Below are 280 nucleotides of genomic sequence, written 5' to 3'. Positions count from 1 at the left end.
CACCGATGATCCGTGATAGCCCTGCTCGATCGAAATGAACTGGTCGCGCTGCGGCTCGCCCTTGGCATCCCAGTAGTAGCGGACGAAACGGATCGTGCTGTCCACAGCGTCCGATCCGCCGAGCGTGAAATAGACGTGATTGAGATCGCCCGGCGCGCGCTCGGCCAGTTCCGAAGCGAGCCGGATGGCCGGCTCCGAGCCGAGGTCGAAATAGGCGGTGGCGTAAGGAAGCTCGCGCATTTGCCGGGCAGCCGCCTCGACGATGCTGTCATGGCCATAG

General features: G+C 63.6%; 1 protein-coding gene. It reads right to left on the bottom strand.

Features of this window, described 5'->3' with window-relative positions:
• The coding region (locus tag EN852_RS40365) for an aminotransferase class III-fold pyridoxal phosphate-dependent enzyme (RefSeq protein WP_135880013.1) at window positions 1-280 on the bottom strand (280 nt) is incomplete at both ends.

Origin of the sequence: Mesorhizobium sp. M2E.F.Ca.ET.209.01.1.1 (genome assembly GCF_004010375.2) — a bacterium.
Lineage (GTDB): Bacteria > Pseudomonadota > Alphaproteobacteria > Rhizobiales > Rhizobiaceae > Mesorhizobium.
This window is presented reverse-complemented; position numbering and strand designations above follow the sequence as displayed.